This is a genomic window from Roseovarius carneus (genome assembly GCF_020141465.1).
Taxonomy (GTDB): Bacteria; Pseudomonadota; Alphaproteobacteria; order Rhodobacterales; family Rhodobacteraceae; genus Roseovarius; species Roseovarius carneus.
In genome coordinates this window covers 1097033-1116655 of record NZ_JAHSPD010000001.1, presented here as the reverse complement: position 1 = coordinate 1116655, position 19623 = coordinate 1097033, and the positions used below count along the sequence as shown (strand labels likewise).

21 protein-coding genes and 1 tRNA gene are annotated in these 19623 nt (G+C 60.4%); 3 read left to right on the top strand and 19 right to left on the bottom strand.

Annotated elements, in window-relative coordinates:
- The 14 genes from KUD11_RS05515 to KUD11_RS05450 form a co-directional block, all read right to left on the bottom strand.
- Positions 1–873 carry an extensin-like domain-containing protein gene (locus KUD11_RS05515; RefSeq protein WP_109385884.1) on the bottom strand — a complete coding sequence of 291 codons (873 nt, stop codon included), beginning with the start codon at positions 871–873 and terminating at the stop codon, positions 1–3.
- Positions 870–1787: a prephenate/arogenate dehydrogenase family protein gene (locus tag KUD11_RS05510; RefSeq protein WP_109385886.1), complete on the bottom strand. Its 918-nt coding sequence runs from the start codon at positions 1785–1787 to the stop codon at positions 870–872. Before KUD11_RS05510 ends, KUD11_RS05515 begins: the two co-directional genes overlap by 4 nt.
- Positions 1784–2869 carry a histidinol-phosphate transaminase gene (hisC, locus tag KUD11_RS05505; RefSeq protein ID WP_109385888.1) on the bottom strand — a complete coding sequence of 362 codons (1086 nt, stop codon included), beginning with the start codon at positions 2867–2869 and terminating at the stop codon, positions 1784–1786. Before hisC ends, KUD11_RS05510 begins: the two co-directional genes overlap by 4 nt.
- Before the next feature lie 124 nt (positions 2870–2993).
- Positions 2994–3614 (bottom strand): 30S ribosomal protein S4, encoded by a 621-nt coding sequence (gene rpsD, locus KUD11_RS05500; RefSeq protein ID WP_109385890.1) that lies wholly within the window; start codon positions 3612–3614, stop codon positions 2994–2996.
- 336 nt (positions 3615–3950) lie between these two features.
- Positions 3951–5015: a Hint domain-containing protein gene (locus KUD11_RS05495; protein ID WP_109385892.1), complete on the bottom strand. Its 1065-nt coding sequence runs from the start codon at positions 5013–5015 to the stop codon at positions 3951–3953.
- 101 nt (positions 5016–5116) lie between these two features.
- On the bottom strand, positions 5117–6034 hold the full coding sequence (locus KUD11_RS05490; RefSeq protein ID WP_109385894.1) for a lipid A-modifier LpxR family protein: 918 nt from the start codon (positions 6032–6034) through the stop codon (positions 5117–5119).
- A 145-nt stretch (positions 6035–6179) separates the two neighbouring features.
- The gene (locus KUD11_RS05485) at positions 6180–6764 is read right to left on the bottom strand and encodes a GNAT family N-acetyltransferase (protein WP_109385896.1); all 585 of its coding nucleotides are present in this window, start codon (positions 6762–6764) and stop codon (positions 6180–6182) included.
- Entirely contained in the window at positions 6764–7156 is a 393-nt protein-coding gene (locus tag KUD11_RS05480) for a ketosteroid isomerase-related protein (RefSeq protein ID WP_109385898.1), read from the bottom strand. The genes KUD11_RS05485 and KUD11_RS05480 overlap by 1 nt, the downstream gene beginning before the upstream one ends.
- Before the next feature lie 32 nt (positions 7157–7188).
- Positions 7189–7647 carry an arsenate-mycothiol transferase ArsC gene (locus KUD11_RS05475; RefSeq protein WP_109385900.1) on the bottom strand — a complete coding sequence of 153 codons (459 nt, stop codon included), beginning with the start codon at positions 7645–7647 and terminating at the stop codon, positions 7189–7191.
- A 3-nt stretch (positions 7648–7650) separates the two neighbouring features.
- On the bottom strand, positions 7651–8130 hold the full coding sequence (locus tag KUD11_RS05470; RefSeq protein ID WP_109385902.1) for a UPF0262 family protein: 480 nt from the start codon (positions 8128–8130) through the stop codon (positions 7651–7653).
- Positions 8131–8195: 65 nt separating this feature from the next.
- Entirely contained in the window at positions 8196–9497 is a 1302-nt protein-coding gene (gene hisD, locus KUD11_RS05465) for a histidinol dehydrogenase (protein ID WP_109385904.1), read from the bottom strand.
- Between the two features lie 12 nt (positions 9498–9509).
- Positions 9510–9977 carry a DUF2948 family protein gene (locus KUD11_RS05460; RefSeq protein WP_109385905.1) on the bottom strand — a complete coding sequence of 156 codons (468 nt, stop codon included), beginning with the start codon at positions 9975–9977 and terminating at the stop codon, positions 9510–9512.
- Positions 9974–11242, bottom strand: coding sequence for a UDP-N-acetylglucosamine 1-carboxyvinyltransferase (murA, locus tag KUD11_RS05455; protein WP_109385907.1), 1269 nt, complete (start codon positions 11240–11242; stop codon positions 9974–9976). The genes KUD11_RS05460 and murA overlap by 4 nt, the downstream gene beginning before the upstream one ends.
- Positions 11243–11248: 6 nt before the next feature.
- Positions 11249–11437 (bottom strand): hypothetical protein, encoded by a 189-nt coding sequence (locus tag KUD11_RS05450; RefSeq protein WP_109385909.1) that lies wholly within the window; start codon positions 11435–11437, stop codon positions 11249–11251.
- Between the two features lie 85 nt (positions 11438–11522).
- On the opposite strand from KUD11_RS05450, the gene KUD11_RS05445 reads away from it, so the two are divergent.
- Positions 11523–11597, top strand: a tRNA-Thr gene (locus tag KUD11_RS05445).
- Between the two features lie 245 nt (positions 11598–11842).
- Positions 11843–12118 (top strand): hypothetical protein, encoded by a 276-nt coding sequence (locus tag KUD11_RS05440; RefSeq protein ID WP_109385911.1) that lies wholly within the window; start codon positions 11843–11845, stop codon positions 12116–12118.
- Here the strand turns inward: KUD11_RS05440 and KUD11_RS05435 are convergent.
- The 4 genes from KUD11_RS05435 to KUD11_RS05420 form a co-directional block, all read right to left on the bottom strand.
- Positions 12115–14094, bottom strand: a complete 1980-nt coding sequence (locus tag KUD11_RS05435) for an ABC transporter permease (RefSeq protein WP_109385913.1) — start codon at positions 14092–14094, stop codon at positions 12115–12117. The genes KUD11_RS05440 and KUD11_RS05435 overlap by 4 nt on opposite strands.
- Positions 14094–15110, bottom strand: coding sequence for a quaternary amine ABC transporter ATP-binding protein (locus tag KUD11_RS05430; RefSeq protein ID WP_109385915.1), 1017 nt, complete (start codon positions 15108–15110; stop codon positions 14094–14096). The genes KUD11_RS05435 and KUD11_RS05430 overlap by 1 nt, the downstream gene beginning before the upstream one ends.
- A gap of 79 nt (positions 15111–15189) precedes the next feature.
- On the bottom strand, positions 15190–16095 hold the full coding sequence (locus KUD11_RS05425; RefSeq protein ID WP_450103331.1) for an ABC transporter substrate-binding protein: 906 nt from the start codon (positions 16093–16095) through the stop codon (positions 15190–15192).
- Positions 16096–16504: 409 nt separating this feature from the next.
- Complete coding sequence (locus KUD11_RS05420) at positions 16505–17461, bottom strand: ABC transporter substrate-binding protein (RefSeq protein ID WP_109388188.1); 957 nt, start codon at positions 17459–17461, stop codon at positions 16505–16507.
- A gap of 432 nt (positions 17462–17893) precedes the next feature.
- Between KUD11_RS05420 and KUD11_RS05415 the strand changes: the two genes are divergently transcribed.
- The gene (locus KUD11_RS05415; protein WP_109388191.1) at positions 17894–18529 is read left to right on the top strand and encodes a helix-turn-helix domain-containing protein; all 636 of its coding nucleotides are present in this window, start codon (positions 17894–17896) and stop codon (positions 18527–18529) included.
- An 18-nt stretch (positions 18530–18547) separates the two neighbouring features.
- On the opposite strand, the gene KUD11_RS05410 is transcribed toward KUD11_RS05415, so the two are convergent.
- The gene (locus KUD11_RS05410) at positions 18548–19615 is read right to left on the bottom strand and encodes a heme-dependent oxidative N-demethylase family protein (protein WP_109385917.1); all 1068 of its coding nucleotides are present in this window, start codon (positions 19613–19615) and stop codon (positions 18548–18550) included.
- Between the last annotated feature and the right edge of the window lie 8 nt (positions 19616–19623).

Below are 19623 nucleotides of genomic sequence, written 5' to 3'. Positions count from 1 at the left end.
TTAACGACAGAACGGCCCACCGCGATGGCGGGCGGTATCAAGATGAAAATGGTTCTGGTGATAACGGTCCCCATCGGGGCCCAGAACCGTGCCAAACGGCCCACAAGCCGCCTTGTGCATCTGTTTGAGCATCCGACCACGTTGCGCCGTGCGCCAATGGCGCGACACCGACAGCTCCGAGCCGTCATGCAGCTGAATGGCCGCAATATCAATCGCGCGCCCTTTGCCATGCTCAGAAATTTTCGCGCCCGGCTTGTGGTTGCGGGTGCGGCAGACGTAATGCGCAGCAACTTGAAGGCCTTTCACACCGCCGCCCGTGTTGCCCACCGCAGGCTTTACGCCATTGTTGACCCACGATTTAAGCGCCTTTGCAGTGACGCAATCCATCACCGCGTGCTGGCTCAGGGAAATCCCGCTCACCTCCCGCACTTTCACGGCGTTGATCACACCGCAGCCCTTGATCTTGCCGGGCACGGCACCGACCACTTCACCCTGAATGGCCAGATCACCGCAGACAGCACCACGTGCCTTGAGGTTTTGCGCAGCAACGCCCTTTTCCCCAACCGCGCGGGGCCGCAAGAGCGGGCGCAGCGACGAGAAAAGCCCCCGCCGTTCGACACCGTCTTCACGCGCGGGCGCCGAGGCCGATGCCACGGGCCGCTCGCCGACACGCGAATTAACTTGGCGGATCTGGGCGTTGTCTGCCCCAGTCTGTTCCAAAGCGGTCTCTGGCTGCGCTTGCACATCTGGCACAGAGGCTACCCCAGTTTGCTCCGACCCCGACCGCGCCACAGGGCGCAATGACGTATCAGGCGCTTGCGCCGCCGCCCATCCCGCCGACATGGACAGCACGATGGGCAAAATACGCTTCATTTGCGCCCGCCCCTGCCAAAGTCGGGCGCATCCGTATCTTGGCCCGCTTCGACAATCTCGCGGCGGATCGCCCGCGTGCGGGTGAAATATTCGTGCAGATGGTCCCCATCCCCGGTGCGGATGGCGCGTTGCAGGGCAAAGAGCTCTTCCGTGAAGCGGCCCAGAACCTCCAGCGTGGCGTCCTTGTTCGACAAAAACACATCACGCCACATGGTCGGATCACTGGCAGCAATACGGGTAAAATCGCGAAAGCCCGCAGCGGAGAATTTGATAACTTCGCTATCGGTCACGCGGCGCATATCGTCGGCAACGCCCACCATCGTGTACGCAATCAGATGCGGCGCATGGCTGGTGACGGCACAGACCAGATCATGGTGATCCGCGTCCATCTCTTCGGTGTTGGCACCCAGCCCGCGCCATAGCGCTTCCAGCCGATCCACCGCCGCCCGGTCGCTGCCCTCCACAGGCACGATGAGGCACCAGCGATTATCAAAAAGCGCGGCAAAGCCCGAACGCGGGCCGGAATGTTCGGTCCCCGCCATCGGGTGCGCAGGCACGAAATGCACACCTTCGGGGATATGCGGGGCCACGGCCTCGATCACGGCGCGTTTGACAGAGCCTACATCGCTCACCGTCGCACCGGGCTTCAATACCCCAGATATCTCGGCAGCCACGTCGCCCATCACGCCAATCGGCACACAAAGCACCACGAGATCGGCGCCTTCTGCCGCCGCCGCAGCGCTGTCATAGACGCGGTCCACGAGGCCAATCTCACGCGCCACATCGCGCGTCTCGGGCGAGCGGGCATAGCCCGTGATCTCCCCCGCAAGGCCCGCGCGCCGCATGGCAAGCGCCATGGACCCCGCAATCAGCCCGAGACCAATCAGCGCAACACGCTTATACAGAATACTCACCGTGCAACCTTCATGAATTGCCCGACGGCATGGGCCACGCGGCGACAGCTCGGCTCATCCCCCACGGTGATACGCAGACAATTGGGCAGATTGTATCCGCCCACACGCCGCACGATCAGGCCCTCGGCCTTGAGGAAGTCATCGCACGCCTCCGCCTCGGCCTGATTGGCGAAACGCGCGAGAATGAAGTTCGCGCAAGACGTGTCAGAGGGCACGCCATGCTCCGCCAATGCCTCGGCCAGCCAGGCGCGCATCCGTGTATTATCTTCCCGGCACTTATCAGCCCAGCCGCGGTCGCGCACTGCCGCCTCAGCCGTCACAAGCGCCGATTGGCTGAGGTTGAACGGCCCGCGCACCCGCGCCAGAACATCCATCACATGGGAGGGGCCGTAGCCCCAGCCGATGCGCAAACCGCCCAGCCCATAAAGCTTGGAAAAGGTCCGCGTCATCACCACATTCTCGCGCGCATCCACAAGCCGCGCGCCACCATCATAGCCCTCAACATATTCCGCATAGGCCCCGTCGAGCACCAAGAGAACATGCTCAGGCAGACCTGCCGCCAAACGCTCAAGCTCGGCCCCGCCGACCATCGTGCCCGTGGGATTGTTAGGGTTGGCGATAAAGACCAACCGGGTGCGCGCGGTGCAGGCGGCAAGGATCGCATCCACATCCGTGATACGCTCCCGCTCGGGCACCTCGACAGGGGTGGCCCCGGCCGCAAGGGCGCAAATCCGGTACATCGCAAAACCATGCTCGGTATGGATCACCTCATCGCCCGGCCCCGCATAGGCTTGACAGAGAAAGGTGATAATCTCGTCACTGCCCGCACCGCAAATGATGCGATCAGCATCCAGAATGTGCATCTCGGCAATGGCCGCGCGCAGGGCCGCATGATCGGTCGACGGGTAACGGTGCAAATCAAACCCGGCTTTGCGGTAAGCCTCACGGGCCGCTTCACTTGGGCCAAACGGGTTCTCATTGGAGCTGAGCTTCACCGCATTGGGCACACCCGCGATATGCGAAGCACCGCCCTGATAAAGCGCTATATCCATGATGCCCGGCTGAGGCGTGATTTTCGACATGATCCCTCTCCCTCACATTCTTGGTTCTAGCTTTGGGCCGTGCCCTTGGCCAGCACCAATGAAAAAGGGCCGCAGCAGTTGCCCGCCGCGACCCTCATCACGATATCGCAGAAAAGCCTGAAGCTTAGTTCTGCGCGTAGAATTCGATAACGAGGTTGGGCTCCATCACCACCGGGTAAGGCACATCGCTGAGACCCGGTGTGCGCACAAATGTCGCAACCATCTTGGAGTGATCCGCATCGATGTAGTCAGGCACATCGCGCTCTGCCAATTGCACGGCCTCAAGAAGAACGGCCAACTGCTTGGAGCGATCCCGCACCTCGATCACATCACCCTCTTTCACACGGTAGGAAGGAATGTTGACCCGCTTGCCATTCACCTTCACGTGGCCATGGTTCACGAACTGTCGCGCTGCGAACATGGTGACGACGAATTTGGCGCGATAGACGACCGCGTCCAAGCGACGCTCCAGCAAACCAATCAGGTTCTCGCCGGTGTCACCCTTAACGCGGGCAGCCTCGACATAGACGCGCTTGAACTGTTTCTCAGTCAGGTCGCCATAATAGCCCTTGAGCTTTTGCTTGGCGCGCAGCTGAATACCGAAATCAGAAATCTTCGCCTTGCGGCGCTGGCCATGCTGGCCGGGGCCATATTCACGACGATTGACTGGGGACTTCGGACGACCCCAGATGTTCTCGCCCATGCGGCGGTCAATTTTGTACTTGGCAGACGTGCGTTTGGTCACGGCTGATCTCCTTCTTAAGGGCCACTCCTACGCCCTAACAGGCGCCCTCGCGGCGGGAAGGGCGTTGTCCTTTGGATTGCTCCCGACAGGCATCCCCTTGCGAGGGCCACCAACACCAATGAAACCGCGCTTATACGCGCCCCCACGCCCGAGTCAACGCCCTGCCCCAAAGAGTTTTTATGCCTTCGGCGAGGATATTTTCAGCAAGAAGAAACCAAGACCGATCATAATCCTCTTCTTGCTCAAAATATCCTCGGGGGCCTGGGGGTGAAACCCCCAGCGCCTGCGTGGCGTGAACGCGACTGCAAAAGGCGCACCGGAAGGTGCTCTGCTGGGTCAGGCGGCCTCATGCGCGAGGATTGCGGCCTCTGGCGGGCTGAGGCTGCGGCGGGCGAAGCCACCATAGGTTTGCGGCTCGAACTCCAGTGCGGGAAAGCGCGCCATAAGGCGTTTGCGGTCTGTCTCGTCCAGTGTCGAAAGCGCAGCACTGGCCGGATGGAAGCTCTCGGTTTCCACCCCGTTGGCCCAGAGGATATGATGCTGGGGAAGCAGGAGGTGTATATATGTCACCTCGCGCAGGGCCAGATCGACGCGGATCGTGCCTGAGTTCACCAGATCCTTGGCCGATACCAACACTTCGGGCGTATTGAAGAGCGCGCGCGCCACGTCGCCTTGAACCAACATTCGGTGCTCGGGCGATACGAGCAGCTCTTCGTCGGGACGCTCCACGCCCAGCGCGCCGGCGCGGATGCGGATCGGTCTGAGTTTGGGCATTGCGAAAAGGCGCGCGCCGGTCATGCGGCGGCTGCCGATCCATTGGATCTCCTCCGCGCCGTTATCCTTGGTCTGAACCCGGTCGCCCTCTCGCAGCTCCTCGACAAGGCGCGGGCCGTCGGGTGTTTCGATCCGTGTGCCGGGGGTGAAGCAGATCACGCCACCCGCCGCCGGGGCTGTGGAAGCCATCTCGGGCCCTTCCAGCGTGTGGTGGACCACCCACATTTCGGTATCGCGCGGGGGAATTTCGTCGAGGAACATCAAAAGCGGTGGCGCACCGCCGCCGACCTCGATCACCGTCACGGTATAGGTTTGCGCCCCGTTGGTGACGACAAAGCTACTGTCGGGGAGGCGGTGATCAACCTCTACCGCGCTCAGATCACGTTTGCCGCTGATCGCAGCCCCCACAAGCCTGCGCACCATTTTTGCGGCACGCTTGCGGCTCACCCCATTTCCGTCCGCATTCTCAAGTCGCAAAAGCTCCGCCGGGCCATCGACCCGCACGGTTTCCCCGTTCCAGCACCAAGTGGCCCCAACGTTAATTGACGTCACCGCGTCCGGCACAAAACCGTCCACTTGCGTCTGCGACCAGGAGATGACGAACGTGCCTCGAAAGCCCGTTTTCATACCTGTATTTCCTGCCTCAATTTTAAGACTTTTCGTCTTTTTATTAATTAAAGATTAACAAAATCCATTGGTTCTGGGAACCCTTGTCAAGCAATACCTTCTCAGAAACTTATATGCAGTCGCACTGATCCCACAATCTGGCTGTCCTGTTGGCCTTTGAATTCCTTGTCCAACCATGTGAGGCCATAGAAAGCCCTATGCCCTTCGGCGCTTTGGTAGTGCATTCCTGCCCGCACCCGGCTGCGCGCATCGCTCAGCTCAACCCCATGGCTCTCGGTGATAAATTCGCTGTCTTCCACATGGGCGATATCCGCGCCCATCATGAAGGAAAATCCGGCCAGATCATTACCGATCGTCTGGTAACGGTGCCCAGTCGCAGGATCACGCACCAGCAACGTATTTTGCGCAAACCCGCCGAAATTCACATCCGCGCCCACGCGCACCAATGTCTCGACGCCTGCGCGCGCCTCAATGAAGGGCCGCACCTGACCCGCGGCGCCAAAGCGCAGCGTGCGGGCCATCTCGGCCACGCCAGTGGGGTTCACGTCATCGCCGATCTGATTGCGGCGCACGCCACTGCTCAGATCACGCCCGCCGATTGCGTCATGCACAAAATCCTGAAAATCATCGAGCTGCGTTTGCGGCCCGGTAAAGACCAGATCCCCGCCCAGCGCGAACTCGGCCAGAGCGGTCTGAAAATGTGTATGCACGCCAACAGAAATAGAGCCCGCGTAAGGACGGTCGCCCACGCCAGGTGTGGTGATGTTTTCAGGGCTGATGATCTCGGCTCCTAGGCGCAACTCCAGAAGCTGGCCAAAGCCACCGGGCGTGCTGCCGGTCCAATCCGGCCCCCACACACGGCTCGATGCAATCGACGCAGTGCGCCAGCGATCATGCCCGTCACCAATCAGATCATTGGTCACAAGACGACCGTAACCCAAGCGCACTCGGTCTTGCGCCATAGCGGCGGATTCAAAGAGGAAAAGCGCGCACAAGGCGGCGGCAATCAGGCGGATCATTCGCAATAGTCCCTGTTGTCGCCCCCCGGCAACCCTGTGGATAACTCAATCAGACCGGGTATGGCCACCCTTCGCGCGCGGCGGGGCCCGAAGTTTTACCACTTATGGGTCAGGTGTTACATCAAGGCCGCATTCAGGCGCGCCATCAACTGAGCGCGCGCATCCAAAATTGCAGCGCATGGTCACTCTCGCCCGGTTGATCGATATCCTTCCACGAGAACTGCGCGATGGCCCCTTTCAGCGGGGCATATCCACGTTTGCGCCAAAACCCGTCAAGCGGTTGGTACCCTTCGGGGCGCAAGGGATGCCCCGGCGCACGCACCACGCCGCAAAATACGCAGTGGCTCCGCCCCAATGCGCGGGCGTGGGCCTCGCGCTGATCAAAGAATGCGTGGCCGATGCCCCGACCCCGATATTGAGGCAGAAGGACACTCTCGGCGCAGTAGAAGATATCGCCAAGAGGGATGTCGATATCCGCAAAGGCGGCGGCGAAATCATCGGCGTGCTCTTCCAAAGGTGTGCCGGTCGAGACCCCTACCAGCTGCGCACCGTCCCAAGCGCCCACGAGAATGGCGCCGGGATTGTCGCGGTAGCTTTGAAGGTAGCGCGTCTCGTAGCCCACGTCGCCATCATAGAGATAGGGATAGCTGCGAAACACCTCGATCCGCAGGCGCGCCACATCCTCCAGCGCGTCCTCCAGCGCCGCGCCTGTGAGGGGCGCGATCCGCATTACGAGACCTGCTGCGCCCAATCAGCGAGGTTGTAATGCGTCACGACGCGGGTGATCTTGCCATCCTCAAGCGTGAAGAAGGACCCAGCGGGCAGTTTATAGGTCTGACCCTTTGCCTCGGGTAGCCCCTCATCGGTTGCCAAATATGTGCCGTTCACGGTGTATTCGGCGGCGGCGCGCGTGCCGTCTTCGTTGGTGAAGATCACCATATCGGTCAGGTTTTCGCGGTAGCAGCGGGTCATGTGATCGCAAAACTTGGAGAATGCCTCCTTGCCGCTGCGGATTTTTCCCTCGTTCACGTGATGGGCCACATCATCTGACAGACAATCGAGCATCCCGGCTGTATCGCCTGCATTGAAGGCATCGAAATAGCGTTTCACAGTGTCGGACATATGGCTCTCCTAAAGGTATGCTCTATGGCAGGTCAAACGTCGCGGGGCGGACCCCAGCGATCAATCAAATGGGCGCGTATCTGGTCGCGCGTCTGGCGGTAGGCGTTGAGCTTGGCCTCACGCGTCTCGCCAAGCCCCGTGGGGTCCATGATCGGCCAATAGACCACTTCGAGGTGGAAGACGCGGGTCAGCTCAAGCGCCCGGCGCTGGCTGGCAGGGCTGAGGGCCACAACCAGATCGAAAGAGCTGAGATCGTCACCCCATTCCTCCATCTCGTCAAAGCTGCGCGCGCGGTGGCGCGACAGCTCCACCCCCATTTCCTCGCAGACCGAAATAGAGAAACCATCAATATCCAGATCGCTTTTAACGCCGGCCGATTGCACATACGTGTCTGCGCCATAGAGCTTTTTCATGATCCCCTCGGCCATGGGCGAGCGGACGGCGTTGTGATCGCAGCAGAACAGAACCGATTGGGGAAGCTCTGCATCCATGCCTCAAGCGCCGAAATGCAGGACGCAGATCAAGGTGAAGAGGCGCCGCGAAGTGTCGGTATCAATCTCGGCCTTGCCCTCAAGACGCTCCTCCAGGATGCGCGCGCCCTCGTTGTGGATGCCGCGCCGGGCCATATCAATGGTCTCGATCTGGCTGGGGGGCATGTTCTTCACGGCATCGAAATAGCTCTCACAGATGGTCCAGTAATCCTTGACCACTTGGCGAAACGGGCTGAGCGAGAGGTGAAATTCGGCCGCCGGATCGTCACCTTCAGTGGTGATGGTAAAGACCAGCCGCTTTTCGCGGATTGCAAGGCCCACGCGGTAGGGTCCATCGGGGACCACCCGGTCGTCGCGTTTGGGCAAGGCGAACGTATTGTCCTCCATCAGATCAAACATAGCCACTTTGCGCTCCTGCTCGATCTCGGGCGTGGGGGGCGGCAGGTTGGCGTCGTCAAGTTCGATATGGCTGATACGGGACATGGCTTTCGACTCTCTTAGGCTCGCGAAATCCCGTGTAGCGCGGGCAGGCGCGTGGGGCAATGCTCTCAGTCGTTCAGTCGGTTCAGACGCGCGCGCACCGACAGGCCATGCGCCTCAAGGCTCTCCGATATCGCGAGTGTTTCTGCCGCGGGGCCGATGGCACCGAGCGAGGCGGGCGTCATCTGCGTGAGCGTGGTGCGCTTGAGGAAATCAAGCACGCCAAGGCCCGAGGAGAAGCGCGCGGAGCGGGCGGTGGGCAGCACGTGGTTCGGCCCGCCGACGTAATCGCCGATCGCCTCGGGCGTCCATTGACCGAGGAAAATCGCGCCTGCATGGGTGATCTTGGCGCTCAAGCCCTCGGGGTCCGCCACGCAAAGCTCCAGATGCTCGGGCGCAATTCTGTCCGAAAGTTCCGCCGCGATATCGAGGTTGGGCACGGTGATCACCGCGCCGTAATCCCGCCAGCTTGGCCCGGCAATCGCGCGCCGTTCCAGCGTCTCCAGCCGTTTGTCGATAGCGGCGGCCACAGCGCGGCCAAAGCCCGCATCATCGGTGATCAGGATCGCTTGCGCGCTCTCGTCATGCTCGGCCTGGCTCAGCATATCCAGCGCAATCCAGTCGGGGTCGTTCGCCGCGTCCGCAATCACGAGGATTTCCGACGGCCCCGCGATCATGTCGATCCCGACCTTGCCAAACACGCGGCGTTTGGCAGCGGCGACATAGGCATTGCCCGGCCCGGTGATCTTGTCCACGGGCGCGATGGTCTCTGTCCCGTAGGCCAGTGCGGCCACAGCCTGCGCACCGCCGATGCGGTAAATCTCATCCACGCCCGCAATCTGCGCTGCCGCCAAAACGGCGGGGTTAAGCGCACCGCCGGGGGTCGGCACGACCATCGCAAGCCGCCCGACGCCCGCCACTTTGGCAGGCACCGCGTTCATCAAGACCGAGCTGGGATAGGTCGCAAGCCCGCCCGGCACATACAGCCCCGCCGCATCCACAGGGGTCCAGCGCCAGCCCAGCTTGGCCCCTGCCTCATCCTCCCATGCCGCATCCTCGGGCATCTGGCGCGCGTGATAGGCGCGGATGCGGGCGGCGGCTGTCTCAAGTGCTGCGCGCACCTCGGTGGGCACCTCGCCTGCCGCTTGCGCGACCTCCTCGGCACTCAGGCGCATCGTCTGAGGCGTGAGCGCGATCCGGTCAAATTGCTCGGTCAGCGCGATGACAGCGGCATCGCCACGGGTCCGCACATCGGCAATGATGCCTGCCACGGCAGCGTCCACATCGGGGCTGTCCTCGCGCTTGGCATTGAGAAGAGACGTGAACGCCTGCTCAAAATCTGGCGCAGAATGGTCTAGGAAACAGGGCATAGGAGCGCCTCTTTACTCGGGGTGTTCGGGCGCTTTGCCCGCGGGCGCACGGTAGGGGCGCGTGACGTCCTTGAGCGTGGCTTCCAGCGCCTCAACGCTCAGCCGGATTGCGCCATCCCCGGCCAGCGTCAGGATCACATGGCCCGCAGCGTCCTCGCCCGGCTCAAACGTCACGGACAAAAGCGACAGGATCATGTCCGGGTCAGATCGGTCGATACCCTGACTGGCCACACTCAGGACGTTGCTGACCACCAAAAGCGCCTGCACCCGTTCCGCCCCATGCCGGTCGCGCCCGGCATCTTCCCAGCGAAACCGATTGAGCAGGAGCGCAAAGCGCCGCTCGGACGGGCGCCACGACATCTCGGTAATGGGAAAGACGGCATCCTGCGTGAGGCTGGAGATGACTTTGAGATCATCCAAATCCAGCGCCCCGAGGTTCAGCGGGGCCTCGCCACCATCTTCAAACCGTGCGTCGCTCATACGCCTTTGACCCGCTCTATCTTCGCGCCCACATTACTGAGCTTTTCCTCAACCCGCTCATACCCGCGATCAAGGTGGTAGACGCGGTTCACAATCGTCTCGCCCTCTGCCGCCAGCCCCGCAAGGATCAGCGATACCGAGGCGCGCAAGTCAGTGGCCATCACCGGCGCACCCTTGAGACGCTCCACTCCCGTGACCGTGGCATGACCGCCCTGCACGTCGATCTTGGCACCCATCCGCATAAGCTCAGGCGCATGCATGAAACGGTTCTCGAAGATTTTCTCCTCCAGCACGGATGTCCCTTCGGCGGTACACATCAGGGCCATGAACTGTGCCTGCAAATCGGTTGGAAAACCGGGGAACGGTTCGGTCGCCACATCCACCGCGCGGATACGGCCATTCTTGCGTGCTACCTTGAGGCCAGTCGACGTTTCCTCGACGCTGATCCCAGCGGCATCCAGCTTTTCGCAAAACGCGCCCACAAGCTCGATCCGCCCACCCAAAAGCTCCACCTCGCCACCGCAAATGGCCGGGGCCAACATATACGTCCCAAGCTCAATCCGGTCGGTGACCACGGGGTGGGTCGCACCGTGCAACCGCTCCACCCCCTCGATGGTGATCGTGCCAGTGCCCTCACCGTCGATATGCGCGCCCATCTTGCGCAGGCAGCGAGCCAGATCGACAATCTCAGGCTCGCGGGCGGCGTTGTTGAGCACGGTCGTGCCACAGGCCAGCGTCGCAGCCATGAGGGCGTTTTCCGTGGCCCCAACGGAGACCAGCGGGAAATCCACGATCCCCCCCTTCAGCCCACCGGGCGCCCGCGCATGCACATAGCCCTCGCACAGCTCAAGTTCCGCCCCCATCGCCTCAAGCGCCTTGAGGTGCAAATCAACCGGGCGCGCGCCAATCGCACACCCACCGGGAAGCGACACCTCGGCATGGCCAAACCGCGCCAGCAGTGGCCCCAGCACGAGGATAGAGGCGCGCATCTTGCGCACGATGTCATACTCTGCCCGCTGCGAGGTGAGGTTGTGGCTCGACAACGCAATCACTTGGCCATCCTGAAGCGTTGACACCTCCGCGCCCAAGGAGCCCAGAAGCTCCGACATGGTGCGAATATCCGACAAGCGCGGCGCGTTGGTCAGCGTCAGCGGCTCGTCGCTCAGAAGCGTGGCCGGCATCAGCGTGAGACACGCGTTTTTCGCCCCGGCAATCGGTATGCTGCCGCTCAGCGGGCCATTGCCCGTCACGATGATCGAATCCATTGCCTGCTACCCTTTGTTATCTTGCCCGGCGTTATTCTGCCCAGCGCCATCCTGCCCAGCACCGTCCATCCCATCACCGCGCGCGCGCGCCTGCGCCTTGCGCCGCGCAAGATTGGCCTTGAGTGCCGCACTCAGCCGATCTTCGCGTGTCTCGCCCGTCTTCGCGGGCTTTTTCGGAGCATCCTTGTGTGCCATGTCGCTTCTCTACATGAGGGGCCGGGGCAGGTCCAGATTAGGCTTGCGCCAAGCAGGAGAAGGCATTACTCACCCGGCCAATCGTGCTGTGGTAGCTCAGTGGTAGAGCGCGTCATTGGTAATGACGAGGTCGGGAGTTCAATCCTCCCTCACAGCACCATTTCTCAGCCATCGGATATCCATAATGCTACTGTGCCGCTCGGTTAGCCCGACTGACGCATGGCTACGTATCCCACTTGCAGCTTTACGCCAAAGTGACGCGCATATGCATCCGCAGATCAAGGATACCCAACTGATGGCCATACCTTTTGAAACCTTCACCGACACGATGGGCGTCGCGGTGGTCGGATAGACCACGCGGCTTGTGGGTATCGCAAGGCGCGCGCTAATGCGCTGACCCATGACATGATCAAGGCAGTGACTATACAGACCCTTCACTATGCCACCCGCCTCGCAGGCATATCATCAAAATTTCACAGCTTTCCCGGCCCTATTCTCGGCAAAGCAAGAGCAGATGAAATCGAGGCGCTATCAAGCCAGTTCAATACGCTGAATACCAAAGATTTTGCGCGCCTGCTGGACCTCCGCACAGCACCCGCGCTCTCAGGAATTTGGAAGCGGACCGAAGCCAGCTTTTTCTTGGTTCAAATACCCAAAAACTCGGCTGGCTTCAGATCCTAGTCCTCAAGACCGAGCGCACGTTTTCTGTCATTGGCCCATTTCAGGATGGTCAAATCAAACGTCAGCGCCATGAGCGCCACGCAGATACCCAAAACGAAGTTCTTGCCCAGATCCGTACCCGCAAGGGTGCGTTGCAATTCCTGACCCAGATCCTGCGTGCCGATGAAGGCCGCAATGATCACCATGAAGAAGGCGAACATGATGGCTTGGTTGAAGCCAACGGCCATGGTGGGCAGGGCAAGAGGAAGCTGCACCTTGAGCAGCTTTTGCAGCCTGGTAGCCCCCGCCATGTCGGCGGCCTCGGTCATTTCAAGCGGCACAGTGCGCAGGCCTTCGATCGTGTAGCGCACCAGCGGAACCATACAGAAGATCAGGATCGAGAAGATCACCGCGATATCCGTGATGCCAAAGAGCATGATCGCGGGCAGAAGATAGACAAAGCTCGGGAATGTCTGTGCCGTGTCGCAGACGAGAAGCATACGTTGCGACCATTTCTCCGAGCGCGCCGCCGCAATCGCCAGGGGCAGGCCCAGCAGCATTGCCAGCGTCACCGCCGAGATCACCGAATAAAGCGTGATGACCGAACGATCCCACCAGCCGGTGATCGCGATGAAGGTGAAGAAGGCCGCCGCGATGATCGCCTGCCTGCGCCCGCCGACCCAGAGGGCGAAAGCGGCCATCAAGATGATGAAAGCAGGTGTCGGGATACTAAGCAGGAAATCCCGGAAGGGGATCAGGATCTTGACGTTCAGGAAAGCCCTGAGCCAGCCCGTGACCGCCTGAACCGGATCAAGGTTCACGAAAGCCTTGATCAGGTCGTCGATCTCGCGGCCCTGGCTGAAGTTTTGCTGGCGCGTCACCTCTCCGAGGATCGCAAAGACCTGCGACAGAAGGGTGAATGTCACGAAGGCCACAATGCAAAGCACCAGTGTGAAATGCCGCTTCCACCACGGCGTGCCGCGCTCGAAATGCTCTGGTTGCTTGGCGACCCATGCTTTGGAAAGCCGGTCCAGCGTTACGGCGACCAAAACGATCGTCACGCCGATCTCGAAGCTGCGGCCTAGTTTGAAGCTGCCCATCATCTGAAGCAGTTTGGCCCCAAGGCCGGGCATCCCGATAAAGGCCGTGAGAACGACCATGGCCAGGCAAAGCATGATCACTTGGTTCACGCCCACAAGGATCTCGGTCCGGGCCGAGGGCAGGTAGACATGGCGCAGCAGCTGCCAGCGCGAACAGCCGCTCATATGGCCCGATTCCACCACATCCGGAGAGACCTTTTGCAGGCCCAGCGTGGTCATCAGGATCATCGGCGGAATGGCATAAATCGTCGTGGCCACAGCGCCCGCCGTGGGGCCTACCTTGAAGAAAATGACCGCGGGCAGGAGATAGGTAAAGAAGGGCAGCGTTTGCAGCACCGACAGGATCGGCTTGATCGCGCGGTTAAAGCGCGCGGAGCGCCATGCAAGGATACCGAGCGACAGGCCGATGATGAAGGCCAGAGGGGCTGCGACGACAAGCACCGACATGGTCTGCATCGCGATGTCCCATTGGCCAATCATGGCGGTCCACACACAGGTCCCGCCCGCCAGAAGGGCCAGACGCCATCCGCCGAGATAATAGCCGACAATCGCGGCGACAGCGGCCACCGCCGACCACGGGATCGGCCCAAGATTGGGCCAGCGCCGCTTGCCAAAGAGCAGGTTGGCGGTGGCATCAAGCACCCATTCGAGACCCTCGGTCAGAAAGCGGGTGAAGGCCAGAAGGCCCAAATCATCCTTCACGAAATTGAAGATCAGATCAAGGAAGGGCGCGATTGGCGGAATCATCGCCTCGGGGATGCGGTGCAGGGCCGCGGGCAGAGCGCCCAGATATTGCGCGATGGTCAGCACGGCTGCGATCAGGACCAGAACCAGCGCCAAGCGCGGGCGGCTGATGCCACTTAGGGCGGGAACTGCATTTGTGCTGAGTGTGGTCATCAGTTGAGCCCCACCAGAATATTGAGCGCATCTTGACGGTTGAACGCACCGATCAAAGCGCCTTTGCGCATCACAGGGATCTCTTCGCGGGTGTCTTGGACCAGAAGGCTCGCAAGATCATGCACCGTGGCGCCCGCATCGACCGGATCGCCCGTGCCCGTGGCCTTCGCATCCGCAAGGACAGAGGCATGCACGACGCGGGCCTTGTCAATGTCTTCGGTGAACTTGCGGACATATTCGGTGGCTGGATGCAGCACGATCTGATCGGGGGTGTCGCATTGCTCCACCGCGCCGTCCTTCATAATGGCGATCCGGTCGGCAAGGCGCAGCGCCTCGTCGAAGTCATGGGTGATAAAGACGATGGTCTTGCCCAAAAGCCCCTGAAGGCGCAGGAATTCGTCCTGCATCTCGCGGCGGATAAGCGGGTCGAGCGCGCTGAACGGCTCGTCAAGAAACCAGATATCAGGCTCAATCGCCAAGGAGCGGGCGATACCTACGCGTTGTTGCTGTCCGCCGCTAAGCTCGCGCGGGTAGTAATCCTCACGCCCCTCAAGCCCGACAAGCTTCACGACCTCCATCGCGCGCTCAAAGCGGGTGTGACGGTCCTGACCGCGCATCTCCAGAGGAAAGGCCACGTTCTCCAACACCGTGCGGTGCGGCAAAAGGCCGAAGCTCTGGAACACCATGCCCATCTTGTTGCGGCGCAGGTCGATCAGCTCTTTTTCGGACAGTTTGCCGATGTCCTGCCCATCGACGTTAATCACGCCGCTTGTAATGTCATGAAGGCGCGAGAAACACCGCACCAAAGTGGACTTACCCGAGCCGGAAAGGCCCATGATCACGAGCATCTCGCCGCGCGCGACCTCAATGTTCACATCCCTCACTCCGGCAATGTATCCATCCGCGCGAATGTCGTCGAAACTGCGTCCTTCAGGCATGCTGGCAAGATATTTCTTTGGATCGTTACCAAAGACTTTCCAAACATTTTCACAGCGGATGACCGGGGCGTCGCTCATAGAGGCATGTCCTTAAAGAATGAGAAAGCCCCGCCCGACATACGGACGGGGCCTGATGTTGAGGTGTGCGTGCTGGGGTTTAGTTAACCCAAGGCTTCCACACAGCTTCGTTCTCGGCCAGCCACACTTCGGCAGCTTCTTCAGGCTCCATCTCGTCAATGTCGACCATCACGGCCATCTCGGCGATCTGGGCGTTGTTGAAGGAGATTTTGGTCAGCACTTCATAGGCTGCTGGCCATTTCTCTTCCATGCCTTCCCAAGCGGCTTTCTTCATGTAGCCATCGGCAGGGTTGCCGCACTCATAAAGCGCATCCGGCACAGGACCCACGGCCGGATCTTTGTCACATCCGTCCACCCACTCGGGGAATTCGACGAATTCACCGGGCCAGACAGCTTCGGCAAAGTTGGGCGTCCAGTTGAAGACCACGATGGGCTTCTTGTCGGCCTCGGCTGCGCCGATTTCGGCCCAAAGGGCGGCGGCGGAGCCAGCGTTGATCACAACGAAGTCCATCTCCAGTGCTTCAACACGCTCTTTGCCGTGCTTGAGCCAGTCAACGGGGCCATCAAGATAGCGGCCTTTGTCGCCGGTTTCAGGCGTGGCGAACACTTCGGCGCAATCGTTCAGCGCTTCCCAGCTTGGAAGGCCCGGGCATGCGTCCTTGGTCCACATCGGATACCACCAGTCTTCGCGCGTCACGGCGTCATGATCGCCCGCATCGACGATCCCGCCTTTTTCAAGCGCGGCGCGGAAAGATGCGCCAAACGCGCCCTCCCAGACTTCCATGCCGAGGGTGACATCGCCCAGACGGATCGATTCATAGACCGCCTGGCTGTCGCTCGTGACATATTCCACATTGTTGCCCATGGACTCGAAGATCTGACCCACCACGTTGGACATCACGATCTGCGACGACCAGTTGTGAATCGGAATGACGATCGGATCTTCGCTATCGGCCGCAAAGGATGCGACCGGCAAGGCCGTCATGACCCCTGCAACAAATGCGATTTTATACTTGTTCATGTAGTTCTCCCGGTTGACACGGCGCTTGATCACACCGCTTTTATAAGCTGCTCACGCGTGCAGCCCTGTTGGCTTGGAAGGCGTCACATATACGCGCCGTCCGGAGGGCGTGTTCCTGTCTTCGTTGCCCGTGCAGGGCCTTTGGCTCGGGGTTCCCCCGGAAGGGCGGCTCAATGGCCATTTGCACCAGCAACGAATCGGAGTTTTGTTTCCCCTCTGGAATAATATTATCAGCACGATGGCGATAATTGGGAAAAAATGCAGATTTTCGCGAAAGTAATTACGCCCCCACAGAGACAAATACCCAGTTTGCGGGCAAATGCCCCGCCAAGGGTCTCCCGGCGGGGCATCTCCGGCAACATGACGCCGGAGCCTAGTTCACCCAGCCCGACCAGACGCTTTCATTGGCCGCCAGCCACTCTTCGGCGGCCTCTTGCGGCTCAAGCTCTTCCACATCCACAAGCCGGGCCATTTCCGCGATCTGTGCATTCGTGAAGGACACTTTGGTCAACACATCATAGGCGGCGGGCCACTTCTCCGGCATCCCGTCCCACGCCGCTTTCTTGAGGTATCCATCCGCCGGGTTCCCGCAATCGTAAAGCGCATCGGGGTTTGGCCCCACGGATGGATCGGTGTCGCACCCTGCCACCGCCTCGGGGAAGGCCACGAACTCACCCGGCCAGACCGCTTCGGCAAAATTGGGGGTCCAGTTGAACAAGACGATGGGGCGTCTTGTGGCCTCCGCCGCGCCGATCTCGGCCCACAGGGCAGCGGCTGAGCCTGCGTTGATCACGATGAAGTCCATATCCAAGGCCGCCACCCGCTCATTCGCGTGCTTGTTCCAATCGGCGGGACCATCGAGATAGCGGCCTTTATCGCCCGTCTCGGGGGTTGCGAAAATCTCCGCGCACTCGTTGAGCGCTTCCCAGCTGGGCAGGCCCGGGCAGGCGTCCTTGGTCCACATCGGATACCACCAGTCTTCGCGCGTCACGGCGTCATGATCGCCAACGTCCAGAATGCCGCCCTTCTCCATCGCCGCCTCCAGTGACAGCTTATGCGTGCCTTCCCACACCTCCATCTGAAGCGTGACATCGCCCAGACGGATCGATTCGTAGACCGCCTGGGCATCCACGGTCACGTATTCGACGTTATTGCCCATGGATTCGAAAATCTGGCCCATCACGTTGGACATCACGATCTGCGAGGACCAGTTGTTGATCGGGATCACGATCGGATCGGCACTATCCGCCGCCATCACGCCAAGCGGCAGCGTCGAGAGGGCCCCGGCGATCAGGGCTGTGGAACAATATTTGAATGCACTTGTTTTCATTGTCTTCTCCAAGGTTAACGCGGCGCGAAATACGCGCCAAAGAGAGGTCTCTTTTGCCTGGGAGACCCACCAAAGAGATCGGTTCGCCACGGTCGGGCTGCCCATCCTTGTTTTCTTCTGCCGCACCTCAGTCGGGCCGATTTCACAATGCCGCCAGTCCGGCGACGGCCCACAGGTTTCCAAGCCCGCCGCCTCAGGGGCGTCTTGCGGGCAGGTTTCCCCTGCGTAAACAAGCTGACCCATGGCAGGCCATTTGTCACTAAAAACCAAGCGGTCGTGCAAAAGAGTTTTACTCTGAGTAAACAGGCGTGCATTATCAGGATAATCTGAACGACACGCGGCCTGCGTTTGCCCTTGCGCTTTCATGTCCGGTCTGTGCCTTTCGACCCCAATGAAGCAAGCAGCATGAATGTAGAAAAATTGAGCCCCGAGATGGTTACAAAACTCACCCAAGACCCACACAGAGTGCAACGTGATGACCGTGAGAAGAACCTTGAAACTGCCATTGGCCGCGAATTGCGTGCGCATCGCCGGCGTCAGGAAATTACCGTAGCCGAATTGGCGGCCATGACGCGTTTGTCCATCGGGATGCTCTCCAAGATCGAAAACGGCAATACCTCGCCCTCTCTCACCACGCTTCAGACATTGGCCAATGCACTCAGCGTGCCGATCACCAGCTTTTTCCGCCAATTTGAGGAAAACCGCGAGGCGGTGCATACCAAATCCGGCAAAGGAGTTGAGCTTCAGCGCGAAGGCACGCGCGCGGGCCATCAGTACAATCTTCTGGGCCATATCGGCTCCAACGGCTCTGGCGTGATCGTCGAGCCCTATCTGATCACGCTCACAGCGGAATCAGACACGTTCCCGACCTTCCAGCATGCCGGGATCGAGACGATCTATATGCTGGAAGGTGAGGTCGACTATCGCCACGGGGACGAGGTGCTGTCGCTCAAGCCGGGCGATACGCTCTTTTTTGATGCGGACGCTCCGCATGGGCCAGAGCGTCTGGTCACCCTGCCCTGTCGGTATTTGTCGATCATCAGCTATCCGCAAAGCGGCGCCACCTGAGGCACCGCTTTCCAAGCCTTACTTTTGCAACGGTGGCTCGGTGTCCAGATCAGGCCATATACCGGGCGATGTTGGCAGGCCGTCATCGAACTTACTCAGATAGTCCAGCATCATGGGCCGATTGTCGATGAAGCCTTTATAGGTCGCCAATTCCTCGGGCAGATCCCGGATCACCCGGTGCAGGCGGCGACCCCATTTTGGCACGCTCATCAGGTCCTGAAACGCACAGAGATAGCAGCGGATCGGGAACACCATCGCGTTGGAGCGCGGCAGGCGGTAGAACGTCTGAAGCTCCACCCGTAGATGCTGTTTTGCGCCAAGGTTCTCGGGCGTCAGCTCGGTCTTCTGGATACCCCATTTGTGATAGTTCTCGGGTGAAGTATCAAGGAGCGGATTGACCGTCATGGTCCAGTTGAGCCGCCGCGCGGGCGCGCCTTGCTGAATGTTCAAAAGAAATTTCAGCGCGCGCACGAAGATACCCTTTTCATGGGCCAAGGGCACCGGCGCGTGCCACTCGAAAAAATTCATCCCGATGTCGAAATCGAGCGACCAATCGGCCTGCGTGGTGATCATGCCCGCATCCATCCAAAGGTTGTCGTCGCGCTGATCCAGCACGGCCCAATCGCCTTGGGCCTGCCGGGTGATATACTCCATCGGGCCATAAGGCAGCGTGGCCTCATCAAGGAAGGTGAACGTGTCATCGATCCCCATCGGCTTGTTGATCCAACGCCATTGGTTGCCGTCGCGGTGCAACTCAAAGAGGTCCGGGTAATCCTCGGATTTGGCCACCATGATCAACTCAAGCAGGTCCCAGCCCGCCAGCGTCATATGCGGCAAGGACTGACAGCGCAGCGGATCATTGTCCAACACCAGCGCCCGGTCGCGCATCTCCGAGACGTAATGCTCATCCACATCAAATCGGTTTTGAAAGACCGAGCCCTCGCGCCCGCCCCGGTGCGGCTCCATGTTGACCGAATACATGTAATCGTCCTTGTCGAACGGAAACGGGAAGCGCTTGATCGCCCAGGGCGAATTTTTGAAGGAGTAATCCTCGCGAAAGGTCTCATCGTTGAACTGAATGGTCATGTTCGTCT

Excerpts from the sequence above, each read along its gene's own strand:
- KUD11_RS05515 (WP_109385884.1), bottom strand. The coding sequence starts at position 873 with ATGAAGCGTATTTTGCCCATCGTGCTGTCCATGTCGGCGGGATGGGCG.
- hisC (WP_109385888.1), bottom strand. The coding sequence starts at position 2,869 with ATGTCGAAAATCACGCCTCAGCCGGGCATCATGGATATAGCGCTTTAT.
- KUD11_RS05495 (WP_109385892.1), bottom strand. The coding sequence starts at position 5,015 with ATGAAAACGGGCTTTCGAGGCACGTTCGTCATCTCCTGGTCGCAGACG.
- KUD11_RS05490 (WP_109385894.1), bottom strand. The coding sequence starts at position 6,034 with ATGATCCGCCTGATTGCCGCCGCCTTGTGCGCGCTTTTCCTCTTTGAA.
- KUD11_RS05485 (WP_109385896.1), bottom strand. The coding sequence starts at position 6,764 with ATGCGGATCGCGCCCCTCACAGGCGCGGCGCTGGAGGACGCGCTGGAG.
- KUD11_RS05480 (WP_109385898.1), bottom strand. The coding sequence starts at position 7,156 with ATGTCCGACACTGTGAAACGCTATTTCGATGCCTTCAATGCAGGCGAT.
- KUD11_RS05475 (WP_109385900.1), bottom strand. The coding sequence starts at position 7,647 with ATGGATGCAGAGCTTCCCCAATCGGTTCTGTTCTGCTGCGATCACAAC.
- KUD11_RS05470 (WP_109385902.1), bottom strand. The coding sequence starts at position 8,130 with ATGTCCCGTATCAGCCATATCGAACTTGACGACGCCAACCTGCCGCCC.
- hisD (WP_109385904.1), bottom strand. The coding sequence starts at position 9,497 with ATGCCCTGTTTCCTAGACCATTCTGCGCCAGATTTTGAGCAGGCGTTC.
- KUD11_RS05460 (WP_109385905.1), bottom strand. The coding sequence starts at position 9,977 with ATGAGCGACGCACGGTTTGAAGATGGTGGCGAGGCCCCGCTGAACCTC.
- murA (WP_109385907.1), bottom strand. The coding sequence starts at position 11,242 with ATGGATTCGATCATCGTGACGGGCAATGGCCCGCTGAGCGGCAGCATA.
- KUD11_RS05450 (WP_109385909.1), bottom strand. The coding sequence starts at position 11,437 with ATGGCACACAAGGATGCTCCGAAAAAGCCCGCGAAGACGGGCGAGACA.
- KUD11_RS05440 (WP_109385911.1), top strand. The coding sequence starts at position 11,843 with ATGATCAAGGCAGTGACTATACAGACCCTTCACTATGCCACCCGCCTC.
- KUD11_RS05435 (WP_109385913.1), bottom strand. The coding sequence starts at position 14,094 with ATGACCACACTCAGCACAAATGCAGTTCCCGCCCTAAGTGGCATCAGC.
- KUD11_RS05430 (WP_109385915.1), bottom strand. The coding sequence starts at position 15,110 with ATGAGCGACGCCCCGGTCATCCGCTGTGAAAATGTTTGGAAAGTCTTT.
- KUD11_RS05425 (WP_450103331.1), bottom strand. The coding sequence starts at position 16,095 with ATGACGGCCTTGCCGGTCGCATCCTTTGCGGCCGATAGCGAAGATCCG.
- KUD11_RS05420 (WP_109388188.1), bottom strand. The coding sequence starts at position 17,461 with ATGAAAACAAGTGCATTCAAATATTGTTCCACAGCCCTGATCGCCGGG.
- KUD11_RS05415 (WP_109388191.1), top strand. The coding sequence starts at position 17,894 with ATGGTTACAAAACTCACCCAAGACCCACACAGAGTGCAACGTGATGAC.
- KUD11_RS05410 (WP_109385917.1), bottom strand. The coding sequence starts at position 19,615 with ATGACCATTCAGTTCAACGATGAGACCTTTCGCGAGGATTACTCCTTC.